The sequence below is a fragment of the Paenibacillus guangzhouensis genome, assembly GCF_009363075.1.
GTDB classification, from domain to species: Bacteria; Bacillota; Bacilli; order Paenibacillales; family Paenibacillaceae; genus Paenibacillus_K; species Paenibacillus_K guangzhouensis.
In genome coordinates this window covers 6,005,636-6,022,724 of the sequence record NZ_CP045293.1, presented here as the reverse complement: position 1 = coordinate 6,022,724, position 17,089 = coordinate 6,005,636, and the positions used below count along the sequence as shown (strand labels likewise).

Sequence of the window (17,089 nt, the reverse complement as noted above, 5' to 3'; positions counted from 1 at the left end):
AACCGCAGCTCAATCAGCCCAGTTTACGGGGTTCAGGGGCGTCAGCGCCCTGGGGTCCCCCTTCAATGGTGAAGGGGGATTTAGGGGGATGTTAGATCTTGTGTTCACTCACTTCGATACGAGCAAGCGCTCTTTGGAGAGCCAGCTCTGCACGGCGGTGATCAATGTTATCCTTCTTGTTGGCAAGACGACGCTCAGCGCGCTCTCTTGCTGCCTTTGCCCGGTTATAATCGATATCGCCAGGAAGTTCAGCCGTCTCAGCGAGGATGACCACTTTGTCTTTGCCAATTTGAACGAATCCACCATGAACTGCAAGTTCTTCCACTTTGCCGTTCGTCTTGATGACCACGGGAGCAACCTTCAAAGGTGTTACGAGCGGAATGTGGTGCGCTAGAATACCTAGCTCACCCTCGACTCCCTTTACGCTAACCATATTGACTTCCTTTGCGTACACTTTACGCTCTGGAGTTACGATTTCCAATAAAAAGGTACTCACATCGAACCCTCCTAACGCTCACGTTTATTACAACGTTTTCGCTTTCTCTACAGCTTGTTCAATTGTACCAACGTACATGAATGCTGCTTCTGGAAGCTCGTCATGTTTACCATCCAAGATTTCTTTGAATGAGCGAACCGTTTCTTTAATTGGTACATAGATACCTTTGTTGCCTGTGAAAGGCTCTGCCACGTGGAATGGCTGGGACAAGAAACGTTGAATTTTACGCGCACGAGCAACGGTCAATTTATCATCTTCGCTAAGCTCATCCATACCAAGGATCGCGATGATGTCTTGCAATTCTTTATAACGTTGAAGAATACGTTTAACGCCTTGTGCTACGTTATAGTGCTCTTCCCCTACGATTTCCGGCGCCAAGATACGGGAGCTGGAAGCGAGCGGATCTACCGCTGGGAAGATACCCATCTCAGAGATTTTACGCTCCAAGTTCGTCGTTGCATCCAAGTGAGCAAACGTTGTTGCTGGAGCTGGATCCGTATAGTCATCGGCAGGTACGTAAATCGCTTGAATCGATGTTACAGAACCTTTCTTCGTCGATGTAATACGCTCTTGCAATTGACCCATCTCTGTCGCAAGCGTTGGTTGGTAACCTACCGCGGACGGCATACGTCCGAGTAGTGCGGATACCTCAGAACCTGCTTGAGTAAAGCGGAAGATGTTATCGATGAACAAGAGAACGTCTTTTCCTTCTTCATCACGGAAATATTCAGCCATTGTAAGACCTGTCAGAGCGACACGAAGACGTGCACCTGGAGGCTCGTTCATCTGACCGAAGATCATCGCAGTTTTGCCGATAACGCCGGAATCTGTCATCTCATGGTACAAGTCGTTACCTTCACGCGTACGCTCACCAACACCCGCGAATACGGAGATACCGCCGTGCTCTTGTGCGATGTTGTTGATCAACTCTTGGATTGTAACGGTTTTACCTACACCTGCACCACCGAAAAGACCGATTTTACCGCCTTTTGTATATGGAGCAAGCAAGTCGATAACTTTGATCCCTGTCTCGAGGATTTCTGCTTGTACAGAAAGCTCATCGAAAGAAGGAGCCGGACGGTGAATTGGGTTGCGAACTGCTGCAGTCACTTCACCTTTTTTATCGATAGCTTCGCCAAGTACGTTAAATACGCGGCCAAGTGTTGCTTCACCAACAGGAACGGAGATCGGAGCACCCAAGTCTACTGCTTCAGTGCCGCGAACGAGACCATCTGTTGAGGACATCGCGATACAACGAACCAAGTTATCACCTAGGTGAGTCGCCGTTTCTACGATTAAGTTCACAGAAACTTCTTTCTCGGATTTCGCTGGTTGTTCAATTTTGATCGCGTTCAGAATTTCCGGCAATTGACCACGTTCGAATTCAATGTCAACAACCGGACCCGTAACGGAAATAACGCGTCCCTTTTTCATGCTTTACCCTCCTAAACCCATCTATTAAGACTGAGCGTTCGCTCCAGCCACAATCTCGGAAATTTCTTGCGTAATCGCAGCCTGACGCGCACGGTTGAACGTCAATGTCAATTCGTTGATCATCTTCGTCGCATTCTTCGTTGCGCTGCCCATTGCTGTCATCTTCGCGCCCAGCTCACTTGCTTTCGCATCGAGTACCGCACTATAAATTAAAGTCTCTGCATATTTCGGAAGCAATACATCAAGCACTTCTTCCGCAGAAGGTTCATATTCATAGCTAGATGCGGCACCCTCGACCTTCATATCATCTAGTGGAAGCAGCTGCTTCTTCATAGGGATTTGGGTCAGGGCATTTACGAATTCGTTGTAGAAAATGTAAAGTACGTCGTACTTGCCATCTTCAAAGAATTGCACGGCCTTCGAAGCGACTGACTTAACATCCGAAAAAGACGGGGAATCAGACAATTCCGTCACTTCCTGTACAATCGGAAGCTCTCTACGTCGGAAATAGTCCCGTCCTTTACGCCCGATGACGAATAGTGAATATTCATCACTCGATTTATGATTTTCGCGAATCGTATTCATTACAGTACGAATAACGTTAGTGTTGGAGCCACCACATAGTCCGCGGTCCGACGTAATTACGAGATATCCCGTCTTCTTTACGTCGCGGCTCTGCAGCATCGGATGTTTTATCCCTTTCGTACCCGCTGCAATTCCACCGACCACTTCTTTCAGCTTGTCTGCGTAGGGGCGAGCGGCCTCAGCCTTCTCCTGCGCTCTTCTAAGCTTCGCTGCTGCGACCATTTCCATCGCTTTCGTAATCTGCTTTGTATTCTGAACGCTCTTAATCTGGCGTTTTATATCGCGCATTCCTTTTGCCATGATTTCACCTCTTTCAAACTTGGCAGACAAGGCTCAAATGCAAACTTGCGAGCGCCTTGTCTTCACCCAAGTTAATACAGGATACCGATCCGCTGAAGGCTCGGTTATATGACGCTCGTTATGCCGAGACGTTAAAGCCTTTTTTGAATTTATTGATCGCATCGATCAATGCCTTCTCGTTATCCGCTGTAATGTCTTTCGTGTCGACGATCGATTGAAGGATTGCTGGCTCGTTGGATTCGAGGTGGAATAGGAATTCTTTCTCGAAACGAAGTACGTCTACAACCGGAATATCATCCAAGTGACCTTTCGTCGCCGTGAACAAACTTACAACTTGTTTTTGAACAGGCATTGGCTCGTTAATTCCTTGTTTAAGGATCTCCATCATGCGAGCACCGCGGTTCAGACGAGCAAGCGTCGATTTGTCCAGATCGGAACCGAACTGAGCAAAAGCTTGCAACTCGCGATATGCAGCAAGGTCAAGACGGAGTGTACCGGCAACCTTCTTCATCGCTTTAATCTGAGCGTTACCACCTACACGGGATACGGAGATACCAACGTTAACCGCTGGACGTTGACCCGAGTAGAAGAGGTCGGACTCTAGGAAGATCTGTCCGTCTGTGATTGAGATAACGTTCGTCGGAATGTAAGCCGATACGTCGGAAGCTTGCGTCTCGATAAATGGCAATGCCGTAATCGAACCGCCGCCGAGCTCGTCGCTTAATTTCGCCGCACGCTCGAGTAGACGGGAGTGCAAATAAAATACGTCCCCTGGATAGGCTTCGCGGCCTGGAGGGCGTTTGAGTAGCAAGGAAAGCTCACGATAAGCTGCCGCTTGTTTGGACAAGTCATCGTAGATAATAAGAACATGCTCGCCTTTGTACATGAAGTACTCAGCCATTGCAACACCTGCATATGGAGCCAAGAACAAGAGCGGTGATGGCTCAGATGCGGAAGCTGTTACAACGATCGTGTAATCCATTGCACCGTTGCGGCGAAGTGTTTCTACTACGTTCGCAACCGTAGATTGTTTCTGTCCAATTGCAACATAGATACATTTCACGCCATTGCCTTTTTGGTTAATGATCGTGTCGATTGCAATCGCTGTTTTACCTGTCTGACGGTCACCGATGATAAGCTCACGTTGTCCGCGGCCGATCGGTACCATCGAGTCAATCGCTTTAATCCCTGTTTGCATTGGCTCATGTACCGATTTACGGTCGATAACGCCTGGTGCGTTGTTCTCAACCGGACGGAATTCCGTCGTTGCTACCGGTCCTTTGCCGTCTACAGGCAAACCGAGCGAGTTAACAACGCGGCCAAGCAATGCTTCGCCAACAGGAACTTCCATGATGCGGCCTGTGCGCTTCACTTGGTCACCTTCACGAATGTCTGTGTAAGGTCCAAGGATAACGACCCCAACGTTGTTCTCTTCAAGGTTCAATGCCATACCTACAACGCCGTTAGCGAACTCAAGGAGTTCCCCGGACATCGCATTCTCAAGCCCGTGGACGCGAGCGATCCCGTCACCAACTTGGATAACCGTACCTACATCGACAACTTGAATCTCGGATTTATATTGATCAATTTGATTCTTAATCAGCGTGCTGATTTCTTCAGGTCTGATACTCAATTCGCTTCACCCCTATCTACAGTGCTTGAGATTACTTAAACGATTTTTCAAGTCGCGTTAATTTGCCAGATATGCTTCCGTCATATAGACGGTCACCGATGCGCACTTGAATGCCACCGATGATGCTCTTATCTACAACATTTTGTACGCGAATTTTTTTATTCACGATTTTGCCGAAATGATCGGCAACCAATTCGATTTCAGGCGCACTAAGGGCATAAGCGGATACAACCGTTGCATCCTCTTGGCCTAGGGCTTGCCCAGCAACTTTAACATAAGCTTGCGACACAGCAGCAAGAATATCTTGTCTACCATTCTTTAATAGAACTTGCACAAGATTAATCACAGCTTCAGCCAGCTTGCCTTCTACCGCTTTATGAATGACGTCAACTTTGACCGAAAGATCAATGTTCGGAGCATTCAAGAATCGAGTGATATCAACATTGCCATCAATCGCAGCCACAACGGCTTTCAAATCTTCTTCGACTTGAGCGACGTTGTTGTTCTGCTGAGCAACTTCGAACAATGCTTTGGCATATCTTTTCGCTACAACAAGGTCTTGGCTCATGCTTTGTCCCCTACCTCTTTAAGGTACTCTGCAACCAATTGCTCTTGCGATTTCTCATCGATTTGCTTCTCGATGATTTTGGATGCGATCATGACGGACATGCCGCTAACTTGGCTGCGAAGCGCAGCAACGGCTTTGTTCTTCTCGCTCTCGATATCGCGAAGCGCCTCTTCTTTGAGACGAGTCGATTCCGATTTCGCTGTAGCGATAAGCTCATCCGCTTGCTTCGATCCTGTTGTTTTGGCTTGCTCAATAATATCGTAAGCGTCTTTACGCGCAGCTTGAAGCGCAGCTTTCTGATCTTCAAGCAATTGCGACGCCTGTTTGCGGTTTTCCTCAGCGTCCTGCATTTGACCCATGACGAGCTCTTTGCGCTTCTCCATAATACTAAATAATGGTTTGAATGCGTATTTACTCAACAGGAAATACAAAATGAGGAACGCGATTAAAGTGAACACTGTCGATTCCCAATTTAAACTCAATCTAAGTCACTCCTTTCTGAAGCGGTTAATGAATCAAAAGGAAGGCGCGGATAGCCAAAGCCTCCCCGCCATACCCTATATCCTGTTATTAAGCTGCGCCGTAGAACAAGAACGCCAATACGACCGCGATGATCGGCATCGCCTCGACCAAACCTACCCCGATAAACATTGTTGTTTGCAATTTACTTGCGGATTCTGGTTGACGCGCAATACCTTCAACCGTTTTACTTACGATCAAACCGTTACCAATACCTGCTCCAAGTGCTGCCAAACCGATTGCAATTGCTGCTGCAATAAATGCTGTAACTCCCATAATAATATATCCTCCTCAGATAAATGTTTTTTGTTTTGTATCTACAACCAAGCTGAAATAGCTTGAATGGAGTCCTAATGCTCTGCACTATGATCTTCGATCGAGTGCGAAATGTATACCATCGTTAGCATCGTGAAGACGAATGCCTGGATACACCCAACGAAGACACTGAATCCTTGCCAGATGACTAACCCTGGAATACCGAATGCGCCAGCTCCGATCAATACGGAGATGAGTACCTCACCGGCATAAATGTTCCCGAATAGACGCATTCCGTGTGTCAATAAGTTCGAGAAGACCTCAATGAACTTTATTGGGAAGAAGACCGGGAAAGGTTCAATGTAGCTCTTGAAGTATGCCTTCGTGTTTCTCGTCATACCTAGGAAGTGCACGATGAAGAAGATCATCAATGCGAGTCCCATCGTAACGGAAGCATCTGCTGTCGGGGATTTCCACCAAGCAAGTCCAATATGAGGGTGTTCCTCATTTGGTTTCTTCGCGTGAAGTTCCTCAAAGTGTTGGGCATCAACGGTAACAATTGCTTGACCAAAGACTTTCGCCCCCGGCTCAGAGTGTTCCGTGACAATCCCGAAAGGCAGTCCTAGCAAGTTCCCTACTAGAATAAACATCATCAACGTCATACCTAGTGATACGAAAGCTTTACCTTTCTTCATATCCATGGTGCTCGAGATCATTCCTTGAACGAACTCAACTGCCCACTCCATAAAGTTCTGCAGTTTCCCTGGATTTTCAACCGATAAATTACGTACCGCTAGTCGCGCTAGAATAAATACAACCACACAAGTAACAATTAACATGGTCACGATCGAAATATCGATGTTAAAACCGCCAAGTTTAATTATTGGTGCTTCATGCATGTTTCTCACCCCTTTCTCAGCCAGAACGTCTACTTGTTTTTGCGCGTTTGCGTAAACCCAATGAACAATATAATGAATTGCGCGAATAGCAAACCTGCTACCGTTGCATAAACATTAACGCTGCCGGATTTCACGGCGACCATGACAGCCAATACGGCCATCGCCACCCGAGTTAGCAGACCGAGATTTACACGTTTCTGTCCTTCCTCGAGCACTTTCTTGGTTACGCTTCTGATTTTATAAGCTAGAAAGTAGGAGTTCACCAAGCTCACCACTCCGCCAAGCACAAGCCCAGCTGCAATACTGCGGACGGATGGAATTAAAGCCCAGCCCATCAGACAAATTGCTAAATAAATGAAAGTCACTCGTTGGAGTGCTTTAAGGTGGATCGACAAGTCATCCATTTGAATCCTCCAACACCTTTTTGATCAGTACAATGACATTACTCACACCGATCAGAACACCAAGCAAAACTCCAGCTGCTGTACATAATGGAACGCTTCCAACTTTTTCCCCTATCCATTTTCCAGCGAAATATCCTACTAGTGTACATACGGCGAGATCCAGTCCCAGTAAGGTTACAAGCCCCATTGCTCGCCATGGCGTTCCGCCATTTTTCGACGTTGTCATCTACCAATCAATCCTTAGAATCCCAGTTTATTTTACTTAAAAAAAATGGGAATTGTCAATTCATTTAAATGTTAAAACTCCTTGAACTGAACACTAAAAACGTTGATATTATAAGGTTTTCGAGCGTTCAAAACCGTACAGTATCACTGTATGCTGTATTTGTAGGCAATTTGTTTGCAAATATTACAACTTTATGAACTTTTATTGGAACTGTTCTGGCCGCTCTGTTGTTCTGCCAAAATGATACAAAATCGCCTGAACGATGCGTTCCGACGCCTTGCCGTCACCGTACGGATTGACCGCTCCGGACATTCGGTCATATGTAGCCGCGTCCGTCAGTAGCGTGCGTGTGCGTTGATAAACATGTTCCTCATCTGTACCTACTAGCTCTAATGTACCTGCATCGATCCCTTCCGGACGCTCCGTCGTGTCACGCAGTACAAGGACTGGAACCCCAAAGGACGGCGCTTCTTCCTGTAAGCCCCCAGAATCGGTCAGAATCAAATGCGTATGCGGATAGAAGTTATGCAAATCCACGACATCAAGCGGTTCAATTAATTGAATGCGCGGATGATTGCCCAAGATTTCATAAGCCGGCTCTTTGACCGCTGGACTCAGATGGACCGGATAGACAATAGCCACATCCTCGAACTCATCCGCAATGCGCTTGACAGCACGGAAGATATTGCGATGCGGTTCCCCTTGCGATTCGCGGCGATGCGCCGTCATTAAGATAAGTTTTTTCCCTTTTGCCCACTCGAGTACGGGATGGGTGTAATCTTGCTTTACAGTATATTGAAACACGTCCGTAACCGTATTGCCTGTGACAAATACCATGGACTCTGATTTATTTTCATTATACAAGTTATTGGCGGAGACCTTCGTTGGCGAAAAATGTAAATCAGCAATCACACCCGTCAACTGGCGATTCATCTCTTCCGGGTATGGCGATAGCTTGTTCCACGTGCGAAGTCCCGCTTCCACATGACCTACCTGGATCTTCTGCATAAATGCCGCATAACTTGCGAGGAACGTTGTCAACGTATCGCCATGCACTAGAATAATGTCTGGCTTCGCCTCCTCCAGTACTGGTTCGAGCCCATGCAATACGCGAATCGTAATCTCGTTCAGCGTCTGCCGATCTTTCATGACATCCAAGTCATAGTCCGGCTTAATATTGAATACTTCCAATACTTGGTCAAGCATCTGACGATGCTGCGCCGTTACGCACACGATCGATTCAATGTGATCAGGATGCTTCTCCAGCTCAAGAATGAGCGGAGCCATTTTGATCGCTTCCGGCCGTACGCCAAATACCGTCATGACTTTAATTTTCTCCATGTGTTACACCTCGCCTCATAGTCTTACCTTATAGTACGTGTTCAAAAAGTCGACTTTTCAGCACCGAGAAGGTTGCGCGAATCCGAAGAAGGAGGAACGGAGTTTAGGCAAAACCTAAATGAGTACCGAACTTCGAGGATGAGCGCAAGATTCGATGCCGAATCTGCTACTTGATACACTTCGTGATCAAAGGGTGACTTTTTGAACTACCTCTACTCTACCTCTAACTCTACTTCGTTCCGAACAGGCGGTCTCCTGCATCCCCAAGTCCAGGCACGATATACCCATGATCATTCAGATGATCGTCAAGTGCTGCAAGATAGATATCCACGTCCGGATGCGCATCTTGAACTGCCTTCACACCTTCTGGCGCTGCAATGAGACACATCAATTTGATCTGTGTGCAGTTCCGTTTCTTCAATACATCAATCGCTGCAATCGCGGATCCACCTGTTGCGAGCATCGGATCGATCACGATCAGCTCACGCTCTTCCGCATCGGTTGGCAGCTTCACGTAGTACTCGACAGGCATTAATGTGTCCGGGTCGCGGAATAATCCGACATGCCCTACTTTTGCTTTCGGTACAAGCTTCAATACGCCGTCTACCATGCCTAGTCCTGCACGTAGAATTGGAATGAGCCCTAGCGGACGTCCAGCAATCACTTTCGTCTCTGTGGATGTCACAGGTGTCTCCACCGTAATCGTCTCGAGCGGAAGGTCGCGTGTAATTTCATACGCCATTAACATCGCAACTTCGTCCACAAGCTCGCGGAAGTCTTTCGTTGTCGTCTTCACATCTCGAATAAAAGTCAGTTTGTGTTGAATTAAAGGGTGATCGCAAATTACTAATTTAGCCATTTTTCTTCCTCCTGATTGTCAATTGCTCTCGTCTGCAGATTCGTCGATGATTGCAGCAACATAACCTTCGATATTATACCATTCTAGGCTTTACACTGCACGCAATACCTGCTGAGCTTTGTCATGTTATGTATATTTTCAGAGAAATTTTGACAACTCTCCAATAAGCATAATACTATTTGTTCGCATTGCAAGGAAACCTTATTCATCATACAGCTATCCTTTACCTGCACCAGCTCTAAATTGACACCTCTTCTCCGTTGGTGATATAAGTGGAAGCATAGCGATTTTCATTCAAGCATGGAAGAAAGGATTGAACACAGCGCAATGTCTCGAATCAAACGTATTTTCATAACCATGGCATTATCTCTATCCCTACTCACGACAGCTGCTATGCTACCTGAGCGAACGTATGCCTCTGAATCGACCTCGAATTCGACGGCGATTCTGAACGAAGTCTTACAATATATTGATGCCTACAATATTACTAACGCAGAGAAGGAAGAGCTTGTCCAAAAAGCGCTAAAGGGCATGGTCTCCGGACTTAACGATCCGTATTCGCAATACTTCACCCCGGATGAGAGTAAGGCGTTCCAGAATCAACTCAACCTTCAATATGAGGGCATTGGTATTGAGACGCATTTTGAAGATGGTAAAGCCACCATTATGCGTGTATTCAAGGGCTCTCCCGCTGAGAAAGCCGGCATTCAAAAAGGCGATATCCTCTCCCAAGTCGACGGCAAGCCCATTACAGACAGCTCTCATGTTCAAAAATATATCCTAGGGAAAGCCGGCACCACCGTTACCGTTACAATAAAACGAAATGGCAAGCTCATGGATTTCAATTTGAAGCGTGAAGCAATTCACATTCCAGCCGTCGCAAGCGCCCTGCTGCCTGGCAACACCGGTTATATTCAGATTTCGAGCTTCACCAGTGAAGCGGATGAGGAGTTCGCCGAACACCTCGCCAAGCTCCAGCAGCGCGGCATGAAATCCCTGATCGTCGATTTACGCAACAACCCCGGCGGCTATGTGGAGTCTGCCCAGCATATTGCAGCACATTTCATTGAGAAGGGCATCTTGATGTATACGAAAGACAACACCGACAAGTTGCAGCCTACGGAAATTCAGGGCGGTTCAAGCCTCCCCATGCCAATCGCTGTCCTAGTGAATAAGAACTCGGCTAGCGCTTCTGAGATTCTGTCCGGTGCCTTGCATGATCACGGCATTGCCACCTTAGTCGGCACAACGACGTTCGGTAAAGGAAGGATCCAGTCCGTCATTCCCTTGTCCGACGGAGGACTGCTCAAGCTGACGACACAGCAGTATGTAACGCCGAACTTGACCGACTTCAACGGTAAAGGATTAAAGCCGGACATCGAGCGAACAGGTGACACCGCGCAGCTATTAACGGCATTAAATCTCGTGAATGATGGCAAGCTCACGTTTACGATCAAAAACAATCAACTGATGGGATTCGGAGATCTTACGCTTGAACAAATTCCTGTGACTGCAAAAGGAAACAAAATATATCTCCCGTCCCGAATGATCGCTTCCCTCCTCGATGTAGATCCGAAATGGGATAAGAACAAACAGACCTTGACGCTCCAGCTAGCGAATTCGAAATCATTCACATTCACCGCTGCTTCCCAGTCGGTATGGATCAACAACAATGAAACGTATCTTGAACTCGGCGCCGTCCATGCGAAGTTCCCTTCCTTCCAATGGAGCTACAAAGACGGTACATTAACGTTTCAGACAGCTAAATAGAGCTTCATAACAACAATAAATCGAAGAGGATAGGCCGATAATGGTGCCTATCCTTTTTGCTTTGCCTACATTCATATGTTTTGAAATATTTACAGCCATTTCCTTTCCGTCCATCGCATCTTCCGCTATCATTAGATTGCACTTGCATTGAATTACCATTTGTTATTTATTCATCCATCTATCAGATCGAGGGGTCCACGACATGACGAAGAAAACTCTACATATCCAACAATTAAGCAAAATGTCCGGCAACAACACCATCATTCCAACGATGGAACTGACACTGGCATCCGGACAGTGTGCTGCGATACAATGCAATCCCGATATCGGGTATCAACTCATCGAGTTATTACTAGGACTAACACCTGCCTCTAATGGCAGCGTGCAATGGGATGGCATCGAACTCTCCCAGGTTCATCGGAAGACACCGGAACAGATTGGCGTATGCCTCCGCCATGACGGCGTCTATGAACGACTGAAGGTGCGTCAATATTTACATTACTTCTGCCAGTTGTATGGTGTGAGTACAAGCCCGATCGATGAGATCATCCGTCGAGTTGGCTTATGGGACAAGAAGGAACTGCCTTGCAGCAAGCTCACGTTCTCTGAGCAACGCCGTCTCCATCTGGGCCGCAGTATCATCCATCGCCCTGAACTGCTGATTCTGGAAGAAATGGAGCAGAATATCGACCTCGAGAGCTGCATTATTGTCCGTCAAGTCATCGCTCATCTGCAAGAACAGGGAACCGCCATCTTCATGACGACTTCTTCGATGGAAGATGCCGTATCGATCACGAGCGACGTCTATTCCCTGAGAGGCCAGCAATTCAAGAAAATCGAGTTAGAGAGCGCAAGCGAATCCGTACAGCAGAGCACAGCGGCTATGGCCCAGACAGATGATATCCCGGCGGATCCGCCCGCATCAACCATTCCTGTAGATACAGATACAACTCCCGCCATACCGACGAACGATGAGGCATCAGCTCCTGTACAAGAGTCCATTATTGAGTCTGATGATGTTCCCCCATCTTCAAGCGAGTCACCTATTCAGACCTATCCGATGCGCATCGAGAAAATACCTGCCAAGGTCAATGACAAGATCATCTTGTTCGATCCGACAGAAATCCTGTTCATCGAGAGCAATGAGGGTGTCTCGCAGCTCCATGTGAACGAAGGCGTATTTCCCTGCGCCATCAAACTTGGTGACCTGGAAGAGAAACTCAAGCTATTCGGCTTCTTCCGTTGCCATCGTTCCTACATCGTGAACCTCCAACATGTGCGTGAAGTCATCACATGGACACGGAATAGCTACAGTCTTATTTTGGACGACAAATCGAAGTCCTCCATTCCGTTATCGAAGGGGAAATTCGATGAATTAAGAGCGATCATTGGCATTTAGTCCTGACTCATTCAGGTCCAAAAATGCAGGTTTCAACCCTTCGCATACTCTTTTCATCCCATATATAATGCGGGTTCTCGGGTTTTTCTCTACTATTGGGGATGTAAGCAAGAGACCGAAACGAAAAGAGGAATAAGCGATGGAACATATCATTGAAGTCAATCAATTAATGAAATCATTCGGCAGCAAAACAGCACTCAAACATATTGAATTTAACGTACGCAAGGGTGAGATTTTCGGATTCCTCGGACCTAGCGGATCCGGTAAAACAACTACCATTAAAATACTTACTTCGCAACTCACGCTCTCGGCTGGCGAAGTGCATGTCTTCGGGAAAGACATTACCCGGACCAAAGACTTCTCTCATCTCAATCGCATCGGCATCTTAACCGATAATAGCGGATTATATGAACGACTCAGCGTGTACGACAATTTAGAGCTGTTCTGCAAATTATACGATGTGCCCCTGAAGCGCATAGATGAAGTGTTGAGCGAGGTGAACCTCCTTCAAGATAAGAAAGCAATGGTCAAACAGTTATCCAAAGGGATGCGTCAGCGGGTCACGTTAGCGAGAGCGCTCCTGCACAAGCCGGATCTATTATTCTTAGATGAACCGACATCTGCACTCGATCCGAAAAATACGATGCATATTCATGAGAGTCTGCGCAAGCTGAATGCAGCAGGCACGACGATTTTCTTAACGACGCACGATATGTCCGAAGCCGAGCAGCTCTGCGACCGGATTGCCTTTATCCATGAAGGGGAGATTCGCGCACTCGATACGCCTCAAAATCTACGGCTCATGTATAGCGACCGCAGCATCACCGTCGTCACAGCACACAAAGGAAAAGAAATCATCGTTCAAGATGCCGCTGGCATCGAGAAAATTCAATCCTATATGCAGCTCGGCCAATTACTGTCCATACATTCGAACGAACCGACACTAGGAGATATTTTCGTCAAACTTACGGGAGGGAACTTACAATGACATTTTCAATGAGAAGATTTCAAGCAATTGTTCAAAAAGAATGGAAAGACGCGGTTAAAAACCCACAAGTCCTGTTGATGGCTGCAATGCCAATCATGTTCACCTTCCTATTCCAACGGATGGGGATGGAAGCTGGCATCCTATTAAGCATGCCCCTGTTGTTCGTCTTGTCTATGACGGCAGCCTTCGTCCAGGCAAGCATGGTATCCGAAGAGAAAGAGAAGCATACCCTTCGCGTTCTCATGCTGTCCCCAGCTTCCGCTGTTGAAGTGCTATTCGGCAAGAGCTTCATCACGATGCTCATCTCGATTGCGGTTGTTGCGATTAGCGTTGCTGTTGTCGGCCCTACATTTACGCTAGATTATTTATGGCTCGTTCTCATGTTCCTTCTATCGCTTATTATGTTCATCGCAATCGGTACGATCATCGGCCTGATATCCCGTACAGTTCAAGAGACATCGATCTCCGGCTTGCCGGTCCTCTTAATCTTCATGGTCGGGCCGATGTTCGCACCGATGCTGAAAAATGAATTTCTCATCAACATCGTGTCTTATTTGCCAACGGATCGTCTAACCCATGCATTAATGGAAGTATCAAAAGGAAATGGATTCAGCGCCATTCAAGGCGACTTCCTCAATATTTTGATCTGGACAGTCCTATCGATCCCCGTCTGTCTTTTCATCTACCGTAAACGTAGATTCGACTAATGCTAGCTAAATAACGAAGGGCTCTTAATCCGTAATGGATTCAGAGCCCTTGTTGTATTCGTGGCGATTCGATGCCGTAGAGAACGGGATCACCCATCGAATGCTAATCGCGAGAACAATCACAGCAGCACACCAATAGATGGAAGCTGTCCCCGTGGCTGCGTCCAGCGTGTACGCAAGCGTAGGGCCAATGGATGCGCCTAGATCCGTCGTAACGGTGTAGGCGGTCATAATGGCTACTTTCGAAGGTTGCGATGCAGACACTTCCGTAGCGAATGAGTCGACAACGGTCGTCACGGCACTAATAACCAACTGTAAGCCAAGCAATAAGACGATCCAGATGCCAAGCGGCATCTGCAGCGGGATGATCGCCAGCAGACAAGCTGCAGCGATCAGTACGGCAGCTACAACGCGATGCGGACGTGCAGCGCGGTCGAAACCTCGGCCAATGAGAGGGGCTAGCCATGGCTGCCAGCTCGCGCGGATCGCCTGTAAGATGCCCGTAAGGGAAGCTGCCCCAATGGTCAAGGCGCCAATCGTCACGAACGTGGATTCATGCACCTGAATGAGACGGCTTAAGGTCGCGTTGAACATCCCTTGGAACACGAGCGCCATCGCTAGACCCGTGACAAGCATCCATAATACCGTCGGCACTCTCCAAAAGCTTACGCGATGTTCATGTTTCGTCCCGTCAGCATGGATCTCAATCCTTGAGTCAGAGATATAGCGTATCACATAAGGAATGCTGAGCAAGGCTATTGCCCCGAAGACGAGCGACACCGTCCGCATACCGAACAGATCGACCGCAAAGGAGCCTACGAGCATTCCGACAAGACCGCCAATACCCGATATGCCATTGTACGTACCGATGTATCGGCCCCGATTCCCCGAATCCGAGAGCTGCATAACTGTCAAATACCCACCAAGACGCAAGAAACTCCAAGCAATCCCCCATAGTATCCGCATCACGAGCAGCACCCAGAAGCTGCCGACAATACCGCAAGAGGCTGTCGTGATCGCTGCGAGACTGACTGCAAGTAATACCCCTGTACGCGTCGAAATAGAGCGATACAACCAGCCAATCAGCGGATTGAGCGGTAACCGAATTAATCGATTGGCAGAGAGGAGAATACCGACTTCCCACAAGGAGGATAGCCCAATCTCCTTCCAATGGATTGGCAGCACAACATAAAGCATGGAGTCCCCTAATAAGCAAATCGCCGTAATCCATGCAAGCGCTTGTATTTTTTGTTTGTTCTCCAATCGCCTCACCCGTATTCCTGTTTTTGACAGCATACCGAACGGGGAAGCGTGTGTCAATGAATTTATCCCACACAAATACACACAAAAACAAGCGACTTCTTCGATAATGCCAAAAAAACCGACCCCTTAGTAAGGAGTCGGTTGTCGATCTGCTTTTTAAGATTAATATTTCAAGGTCGGGTAAAGCGGGAATTGCGCAGTCAGATCACGCACCATGCCGCGCGCTTTCTCAAGTACTGCCTCATCCTTCGGATTTTTGAGTGTCATGGCGATGACTTTCGCGATCGTCTTCATCGCTGCTTCATCCATACCACGGGATGTTGCCGCAGGTGTACCGATCCGGATGCCGCTTGTTACAAATGGGCTCGTTGGATCGAATGGAATCGCATTTTTATTCACCGTAATGTTGACGGAATCGAGCACGTGCTCAGCATCTTTCCCTGTGATGTTCAAGTTACGTGTATCGATCAGCATTAAGTGGTTATCGGTTCCGCCGGATACCAAGTTCAAGCCTTCTTCGATCAACCCTGCAGCAAGAGCTTGCGCATTGTTGATGACGTTTTGTGCATAGGTCTTGAAGGATGGCTGTAAGGCTTCACCAAGCGCAACGGCTTTCGAAGCGATGACGTGCATGAGTGGTCCACCTTGTGTACCTGGGAATACTGCTTTATCGATCGCTTGTGCCCAAGCTTTGCGGCATAAAATCATACCGCCGCGAGGTCCGCGCAATGTTTTGTGCGTTGTTGTCGTAACGAAGTGTGCATGCGGCACTGGGCTTGGGTGCAAACCAGCTGCAACAAGACCTGCGATGTGCGCCATATCGACGAAGAACAACGCGCCTACATCATTTGCGATCGCTGCGATTTTCTCGAAATCAATGATGCGCGGGTAAGCACTAGCACCTGCAACGATCATGCGAGGTTTATGCTTGAACGCTGCTTTGCGCAGATCTTCATAATCGATGCGGAAGTCTTCTTCCGATACACCGTAAGCAACGAAATTGTAGAGCAATCCAGATGCATTCACTGGGCTGCCATGCGTTAAGTGACCGCCATGTGCCAGGTTCATACCAAGAACCGTATCGCCAGGTTGCAATGCTGCAAGGTATACCGCCATGTTCGCTTGTGCACCGGAGTGAGGTTGTACGTTGGCATGCTCGGCACCGAACAATTCTTTGGCACGGTTTCTAGCAATATCTTCTACGATATCAACATGCTCGCAGCCGCCATAGTAGCGCTTGCCTGGGTAGCCTTCTGCATACTTATTCGTAAGAACTGTACCCATGGCTTCCATAACCGCTTCGCTTACAATGTTCTCCGACGCGATCAACTCAATGTTGTTGCGTTGGCGTTGAAGCTCAAGGTCCATTGCTTTCAATACTTCGGGGTCTGCTTGTCTCAATTGATCTACCATTTCCAATTCCTCCTCATGATTAGGCGGAGC

At 47.6% G+C, this 17,089-nt stretch carries 18 protein-coding genes; 4 read left to right on the top strand and 14 right to left on the bottom strand.

The features are described 5' to 3' along the window. Positions 1-91: 91 nt before the first annotated feature. The 12 genes from GCU39_RS27150 to upp form a co-directional block, all read right to left on the bottom strand. On the bottom strand, positions 92-496 hold the full coding sequence (locus tag GCU39_RS27150) for a F0F1 ATP synthase subunit epsilon (RefSeq protein WP_152396324.1): 405 nt from the start codon (positions 494-496) through the stop codon (positions 92-94). A 27-nt stretch (positions 497-523) separates the two neighbouring features. Next, positions 524-1,930, bottom strand: coding sequence for a F0F1 ATP synthase subunit beta (gene atpD, locus GCU39_RS27145; protein ID WP_152396323.1), 1,407 nt, complete (start codon positions 1,928-1,930; stop codon positions 524-526). A 24-nt stretch (positions 1,931-1,954) separates the two neighbouring features. Next, positions 1,955-2,815 carry an ATP synthase F1 subunit gamma gene (gene atpG, locus GCU39_RS27140; RefSeq protein ID WP_152396322.1) on the bottom strand — a complete coding sequence of 287 codons (861 nt, stop codon included), beginning with the start codon at positions 2,813-2,815 and terminating at the stop codon, positions 1,955-1,957. A 118-nt stretch (positions 2,816-2,933) separates the two neighbouring features. Beyond that, a complete protein-coding gene (gene atpA, locus GCU39_RS27135) occupies positions 2,934-4,448 on the bottom strand; it encodes a F0F1 ATP synthase subunit alpha (protein WP_152396321.1) in 1,515 nt (504 codons plus the stop codon). A gap of 31 nt (positions 4,449-4,479) precedes the next feature. After that, the gene (locus tag GCU39_RS27130) at positions 4,480-5,016 is read right to left on the bottom strand and encodes a F0F1 ATP synthase subunit delta (RefSeq protein ID WP_152396320.1); all 537 of its coding nucleotides are present in this window, start codon (positions 5,014-5,016) and stop codon (positions 4,480-4,482) included. Then, positions 5,013-5,498, bottom strand: coding sequence for a F0F1 ATP synthase subunit B (gene atpF / locus GCU39_RS27125; protein WP_152396319.1), 486 nt, complete (start codon positions 5,496-5,498; stop codon positions 5,013-5,015). The genes GCU39_RS27130 and atpF overlap by 4 nt, the downstream gene beginning before the upstream one ends. Before the next feature lie 88 nt (positions 5,499-5,586). After that, entirely contained in the window at positions 5,587-5,811 is a 225-nt protein-coding gene (gene atpE / locus GCU39_RS27120; RefSeq protein ID WP_152396318.1) for a F0F1 ATP synthase subunit C, read from the bottom strand. 74 nt (positions 5,812-5,885) lie between these two features. Beyond that, positions 5,886-6,689 carry a F0F1 ATP synthase subunit A gene (gene atpB, locus GCU39_RS27115; protein ID WP_152396317.1) on the bottom strand — a complete coding sequence of 268 codons (804 nt, stop codon included), beginning with the start codon at positions 6,687-6,689 and terminating at the stop codon, positions 5,886-5,888. A 29-nt stretch (positions 6,690-6,718) separates the two neighbouring features. Next, positions 6,719-7,093, bottom strand: coding sequence for an ATP synthase subunit I (locus tag GCU39_RS27110; RefSeq protein WP_152396316.1), 375 nt, complete (start codon positions 7,091-7,093; stop codon positions 6,719-6,721). After that, positions 7,086-7,319, bottom strand: a complete 234-nt coding sequence (locus GCU39_RS27105; protein ID WP_152396315.1) for an AtpZ/AtpI family protein — start codon at positions 7,317-7,319, stop codon at positions 7,086-7,088. Before GCU39_RS27105 ends, GCU39_RS27110 begins: the two co-directional genes overlap by 8 nt. 201 nt (positions 7,320-7,520) lie before the next feature. Further along, positions 7,521-8,660, bottom strand: a complete 1,140-nt coding sequence (wecB, locus tag GCU39_RS27100) for a non-hydrolyzing UDP-N-acetylglucosamine 2-epimerase (RefSeq protein WP_152396314.1) — start codon at positions 8,658-8,660, stop codon at positions 7,521-7,523. Positions 8,661-8,889: 229 nt separating this feature from the next. Next, on the bottom strand, positions 8,890-9,519 hold the full coding sequence (upp, locus tag GCU39_RS27095; protein WP_152396313.1) for a uracil phosphoribosyltransferase: 630 nt from the start codon (positions 9,517-9,519) through the stop codon (positions 8,890-8,892). A 300-nt stretch (positions 9,520-9,819) separates the two neighbouring features. Here upp and GCU39_RS27090 point away from each other — a divergent pair, with 300 nt between their 5' ends. From GCU39_RS27090 to GCU39_RS27075, 4 genes are all read left to right on the top strand, one after another. Further along, positions 9,820-11,289 (top strand): S41 family peptidase, encoded by a 1,470-nt coding sequence (locus GCU39_RS27090; RefSeq protein ID WP_152396312.1) that lies wholly within the window; start codon positions 9,820-9,822, stop codon positions 11,287-11,289. Positions 11,290-11,491: 202 nt separating this feature from the next. Next, complete coding sequence (locus tag GCU39_RS32435; RefSeq protein WP_321575610.1) at positions 11,492-12,688, top strand: LytTR family transcriptional regulator DNA-binding domain-containing protein; 1,197 nt, start codon at positions 11,492-11,494, stop codon at positions 12,686-12,688. 139 nt (positions 12,689-12,827) lie between these two features. After that, positions 12,828-13,676, top strand: a complete 849-nt coding sequence (locus GCU39_RS27080) for an ABC transporter ATP-binding protein (protein ID WP_152396311.1) — start codon at positions 12,828-12,830, stop codon at positions 13,674-13,676. Next, positions 13,673-14,383, top strand: a complete 711-nt coding sequence (locus GCU39_RS27075; protein WP_152396310.1) for an ABC transporter permease — start codon at positions 13,673-13,675, stop codon at positions 14,381-14,383. The genes GCU39_RS27080 and GCU39_RS27075 overlap by 4 nt, the downstream gene beginning before the upstream one ends. A 24-nt stretch (positions 14,384-14,407) precedes the next feature. On the opposite strand, the gene GCU39_RS27070 is transcribed toward GCU39_RS27075, so the two are convergent. After that, positions 14,408-15,655, bottom strand: a complete 1,248-nt coding sequence (locus tag GCU39_RS27070; RefSeq protein ID WP_152397458.1) for an MFS transporter — start codon at positions 15,653-15,655, stop codon at positions 14,408-14,410. A gap of 153 nt (positions 15,656-15,808) precedes the next feature. Further along, positions 15,809-17,059, bottom strand: coding sequence for a serine hydroxymethyltransferase (locus GCU39_RS27065; protein WP_152396309.1), 1,251 nt, complete (start codon positions 17,057-17,059; stop codon positions 15,809-15,811). Positions 17,060-17,089: the final 30 nt, after the last annotated feature.

What these genes read in the sequence shown, in the direction of transcription:
- atpD (WP_152396323.1), bottom strand. Translation starts at nt 1,930, where the DNA reads ATGAAAAAGGGACGCGTTATTTCCGTTACGGGTCCGGTTGTTGACATT.
- atpG (WP_152396322.1), bottom strand. Translation starts at nt 2,815, where the DNA reads ATGGCAAAAGGAATGCGCGATATAAAACGCCAGATTAAGAGCGTTCAG.
- GCU39_RS27130 (WP_152396320.1), bottom strand. Translation starts at nt 5,016, where the DNA reads ATGAGCCAAGACCTTGTTGTAGCGAAAAGATATGCCAAAGCATTGTTC.
- atpE (WP_152396318.1), bottom strand. Translation starts at nt 5,811, where the DNA reads ATGGGAGTTACAGCATTTATTGCAGCAGCAATTGCAATCGGTTTGGCA.
- atpB (WP_152396317.1), bottom strand. Translation starts at nt 6,689, where the DNA reads ATGCATGAAGCACCAATAATTAAACTTGGCGGTTTTAACATCGATATT.
- GCU39_RS27110 (WP_152396316.1), bottom strand. Translation starts at nt 7,093, where the DNA reads ATGGATGACTTGTCGATCCACCTTAAAGCACTCCAACGAGTGACTTTC.
- GCU39_RS27105 (WP_152396315.1), bottom strand. Translation starts at nt 7,319, where the DNA reads ATGACAACGTCGAAAAATGGCGGAACGCCATGGCGAGCAATGGGGCTT.
- wecB (WP_152396314.1), bottom strand. Translation starts at nt 8,660, where the DNA reads ATGGAGAAAATTAAAGTCATGACGGTATTTGGCGTACGGCCGGAAGCG.
- upp (WP_152396313.1), bottom strand. Translation starts at nt 9,519, where the DNA reads ATGGCTAAATTAGTAATTTGCGATCACCCTTTAATTCAACACAAACTG.
- GCU39_RS27090 (WP_152396312.1), top strand. Translation starts at nt 9,820, where the DNA reads ATGGAAGAAAGGATTGAACACAGCGCAATGTCTCGAATCAAACGTATT.
- GCU39_RS32435 (WP_321575610.1), top strand. Translation starts at nt 11,492, where the DNA reads ATGACGAAGAAAACTCTACATATCCAACAATTAAGCAAAATGTCCGGC.
- GCU39_RS27080 (WP_152396311.1), top strand. Translation starts at nt 12,828, where the DNA reads ATGGAACATATCATTGAAGTCAATCAATTAATGAAATCATTCGGCAGC.
- GCU39_RS27075 (WP_152396310.1), top strand. Translation starts at nt 13,673, where the DNA reads ATGACATTTTCAATGAGAAGATTTCAAGCAATTGTTCAAAAAGAATGG.
- GCU39_RS27065 (WP_152396309.1), bottom strand. Translation starts at nt 17,059, where the DNA reads ATGGTAGATCAATTGAGACAAGCAGACCCCGAAGTATTGAAAGCAATG.